The sequence below is a fragment of the Sphaerotilus sp. genome (assembly GCF_041083715.1).
In the GTDB taxonomy this organism is placed as follows: domain Bacteria; phylum Pseudomonadota; class Gammaproteobacteria; order Burkholderiales; family Burkholderiaceae_C; genus Sphaerotilus.
The window spans coordinates 1-4169 of sequence record NZ_JBFPGY010000032.1 but is presented as its reverse complement, the minus strand read 5'-3'; the positions used below and the strand labels follow the sequence as shown (position 1 = coordinate 4169).

General features: G+C 68.2%; 3 protein-coding genes and 1 pseudogene. All 4 read left to right on the top strand.

The window, feature by feature from the left end; genetic code table 11:
* Positions 1-224: pseudogene (locus AB3X43_RS01520) on the top strand (hypothetical protein); the annotation flags it as partial.
* 63 nt (positions 225-287) lie between these two features.
* Entirely contained in the window at positions 288-830 is a 543-nt protein-coding gene (gene hslV, locus AB3X43_RS01515; RefSeq protein ID WP_369428129.1) for an ATP-dependent protease subunit HslV, read from the top strand.
* A 12-nt stretch (positions 831-842) separates the two neighbouring features.
* The gene (hslU, locus tag AB3X43_RS01510) at positions 843-2207 is read left to right on the top strand and encodes an ATP-dependent protease ATPase subunit HslU (protein WP_369428128.1); all 1365 of its coding nucleotides are present in this window, start codon (positions 843-845) and stop codon (positions 2205-2207) included.
* 78 nt (positions 2208-2285) lie between these two features.
* Positions 2286-4169: putative bifunctional diguanylate cyclase/phosphodiesterase (locus tag AB3X43_RS01505; protein ID WP_369428127.1), on the top strand; the 1884-nt coding region annotated here is incomplete at its 3' end.

Genomic DNA, 4169 nt, shown 5'->3' with positions numbered 1-4169 from the left:
AGGGCATGGACCAGCAGATCGGCAAGTCGACGCTGATCCAGGTGTCCTGCGCGCGCCTGATCCGCGTCGATTTCATTGCGGCAGGCGACCTGCTCAACTGGGTGCTGTCCCGCCATTCCGAGGGGCGTAACGTCAACTTCGTCGACGCCCACCGCCTGGTGGCGCTGTTCTGCGGTGCCATGGGCATCAGCGAACACGCCCGCGTCACGGTCCGGAACTTCTGATCCTGATCCCCGTGCCGGTCCGCGCGGCTGCGCGCGCCGGCCTTTCACTGGAAACCCTTCTCCATGTCCACCGAGTCCTATCACGGCACCACCATCGTCAGCGTGCGCCGCGGCAACACCGTGGCCATCGGCGGTGACGGTCAGGTCACGCTCGGCCACATCATCGTCAAGGCCAGCGCGCGCAAGGTGCGCAAACTGCACCGCGACCAGGTGCTGGCCGGGTTTGCCGGTGCCACCGCCGACGCGTTCACCTTGTTCGAACGCTTCGAGGCCAAGCTCGAAAAACACCAGGGCCACCTTGTGCGCGCCGCCGTCGAGCTGACCCGCGACTGGCGTACCGACCGCGTGCTGCGCAAGCTCGAAGCCATGCTGGCCGTGGCCGACCGCACCGCCTCGCTGATCATCACCGGCAATGGCGACGTGCTGGAGCCCGAACACGGCATCGTGGCGATCGGTTCGGGAGGCGCTTACGCGCAGGCCGCCGCCCGCGCGCTGCTGCAGCACACCGAGATGGCACCGGCCGACATCGTCAAGCGTTCGCTGGAGATCGCCGGCGACCTGTGCATCTACACCAACCAATCCCACACCATCGAGACGCTGGACTGACCGGAAACGACCATGAGCGCCATGACCCCGCAGGAGATCGTCTCCGAACTCGACCGCCACATCGTCGGCCAGCGCGATGCCAAGCGCGCCGTGGCCATCGCGCTGCGCAACCGCTGGCGCCGGCAGCAGGTGGACGCCGCACTGCGCCATGAGATCACACCCAAGAACATCCTGATGATCGGCCCGACCGGCGTCGGCAAGACCGAGATCGCCCGCCGGCTGGCCCGGCTGGCGGACGCACCGTTCATCAAGGTCGAGGCGACCAAGTTCACCGAGGTCGGCTATGTCGGCAAGGACGTGGACACCATCATCCGCGACCTCGTGGAAAGCGCCGTCAAGCAGGAGCGCGAGAAGCAGGTGACCCAGATGCGCCACCGCGCCGAGGATGCCGCCGAAGACCGCATCCTCGACGTGCTGGTGCCACCGGCGCGTCCGGCAGCGTCCGGCGGCCTGGGTTTCGGCTTTGGCGAACCGCCGGCCGTCGCACCAGCACCGGCCGACAGTGCGGCCCGCCAGACCTTCCGCAAGCGTCTGCGCGAAGGCACGATGGAGGACAAGGAGATCGAGATCGACCTCGCAGAAGCGCGGCAGGCCGTGGAGATCATGGGCCCGGCCGGCATGGAAGACATGGCCGAGCAGCTCAAGGGCATGTTCTCGCAGCTCGGCCAAGGCAAGCACAAGACCCGCAAGGTCACCATCGCCGAGGCACGCCGCCTGCTGATCGACGAGGAGGCGCAGCGGCTGGTCAACGAGGAGGAGATCGTCACCCGCGCGCTGCACAACACCGAGCAGAACGGCATCGTCTTCATCGACGAGATCGACAAGGTCGCCAGCCGCAGCGAGTCGCAGGGCGCAGACGTGTCGCGCCAGGGCGTGCAGCGCGACCTGCTGCCGCTGGTCGAAGGCACCACCGTCAAGACCAAGCACGGCATGGTCAAGACCGACCACATCCTCTTCATCGCGTCGGGCGCCTTCCACCTGTCGCGGCCGAGCGATCTGATCCCGGAGCTGCAGGGGCGTTTCCCCATCCGCGTCGAGCTGTCGTCGCTGAGCGTGGACGACTTCGAGGCCATCCTGTCGAGCACGCATGCCAGCCTGATCAAGCAGTACCAGGCGCTGCTGGCCACCGAGGGCGTGGCGCTGGAATTCACCCCCGGCGCCATCCGCCGCCTGGCCGAGATGGCCCATGGTGTCAACGAGCGCACCGAGAACATCGGTGCGCGCCGGCTCTCGACCGTGCTGGAGCGGCTGCTCGACGAGATATCGTTTGACGCACCGCAGCGTGCCGGCCAGACCATCTCCATGGATGCCACGGAAGTGGAAAAACGCCTCGGCGCCCTCGCCGCCAACGAGGATCTGTCGCGGTACATCCTCTGACACCAGGGGCTGCAACCCCGGAACATGGGGGTGTGCGGTTGTCCGACGAGAACACCGTGATCGGTATCATGGGTTCCCATGCCTCTACCGACCAGCCTCTCTGCGGACGACCCCTCTTCGGGGGGAGGCTCGCTCGACGCCGGGCAGGACCGGGACAAGCTGTGCCGCCTGGCCGACAGCGCACCAGTCATGATGGCCTACTTCGACGGCCCGCGGCAACTCTGCACTTACGCCAACCGCACCTTCGTGACGGGCCTGTGCGACGCGGCGCGCGTGCCCCTGGGCCGCACACTGGTCGATGTGCTGGCGCCCGAGCTGGGACGCCAGCTCTCGCCCGTGCTGACCAGTACCTTGCAGGACGGTACCGCCGTCACGCTGGAGCAGCCACTCGCACTGCGTGACGGCCAGCCACTCTGGGTCGAGATCACCTTCACGCCGCACCTCGACCCGCAAGGCCGCCGCGCCGGCGTCTACGTGCTCATCGTCGACCAGAGCCGACACCACGTTGCCGAGCGTGCGCTGCTCGAATCCGAAGAGCGCCTGTCCAAGTTCCTGCAGGCCGGCGTCGAGGGCATCTTCTTCCACCGCGACGGCCACATCGCCGACGCCAACCCGGCACTGTGCGAGCTGGTCGGCCTGTCGCTGCATGACCTGCTGGGCCGCCCGGCGCTGATGCTGATCGCTCCGGAGCACCAGACCCAGACCGCCAGGCAGCTGGATGGACTGCAGGACATCACCTTCGAGACGGCCGTGGTCCACCAGGACGGCACACGCATCCCCGTCGAAGTGATCGACCGCGGCACCATGCAGCACGGCGAGCCGATGCGCATGGCCGTGGTGCGCGACATCCGCGACCGCCACGCCACCCAGGCCCGGCTGCACTACCTCGTCCACCACGATGCACTGACCGGCCTGCCGAACCGGGCGGCATTCCTCGCGCAACTCGACCACCTGATGGTGGCGGCCCGCGCCTCCGACACCCAGCTCGCGCTGCTCTTCATCGACCTGGACCACTTCAAGCGCGTCAACGACTCGGTCGGTCACACCCGCGGCGATGCCCTGCTGAAGACCACCGCGCTCCGCCTGTGCGAGTGCGTGCGCAGCACCGACCGGGTTGCCCGCTTCGGCGGCGACGAGTTCATGGTGCTGCTGCCCGGCGTGCGAGACCGCGACGCCGTGGTCCGTGTGGCCGGCAAGCTGCTCGAAGCGGTGGGAGCGCCAGTGACGGTCGAGGGCCAGTCGATCTCGGTCACGCCGTCGGTCGGCATCGCGCTTTACCCGCAGGACGGCGACACGCCCGACGTGCTCATCAAGCATGCGGATGCCGCCATGCACGTCGCCAAGGGCCGTGGCCGCGCCACCTTCGCCTTCTTCGAACCGGCAGTGGCCACCACGGCCTACGACAAGCTGATGCTCGAAGGCGAGCTGGGCCACGCCATCATCCACGACGAGTTCGCGCTGCTGTTCCAGCCACAGGTGCGCGCCTGCGACGGCCACCCGGTCGGCGTCGAGGCCCTCATCCGCTGGCAGCATCCGCAGCGCGGGCTGCTGGCGCCCAACGAGTTCATCGCGCTGGCCGAGCAGCACCGGCTGATCGTGCCCATCGGTGCCTGGGTGCTGCGCGAAGCCGCCCGCCAGGCGCGCCTGTGGCACGACGCTGGCTGGCCGCTCACCGTGGCCGTCAATCTCTCGACCCTGCAGTTCCAGGCGCCGGACTTCGTCGCCTCGATCCAGGCGCTGCTGGCGGAGACCGGCCTGCCCGCTGGCTGGCTGGAGCTGGAGCTGACCGAGCGCATGCTGATGGACGACGTGCCGCAGGTCTGCGCGCGGCTGCAGCAGCTGCGGACGCTGGGCGTGAAGCTCTCGGTGGACGACTTCGGCACCGGCTACTCCTCGCTCAGCCACCTGAAGGAGCTGCCGATCGACACCATGAAGATCGACCGTTCCTTCGTGCAGGAGCTG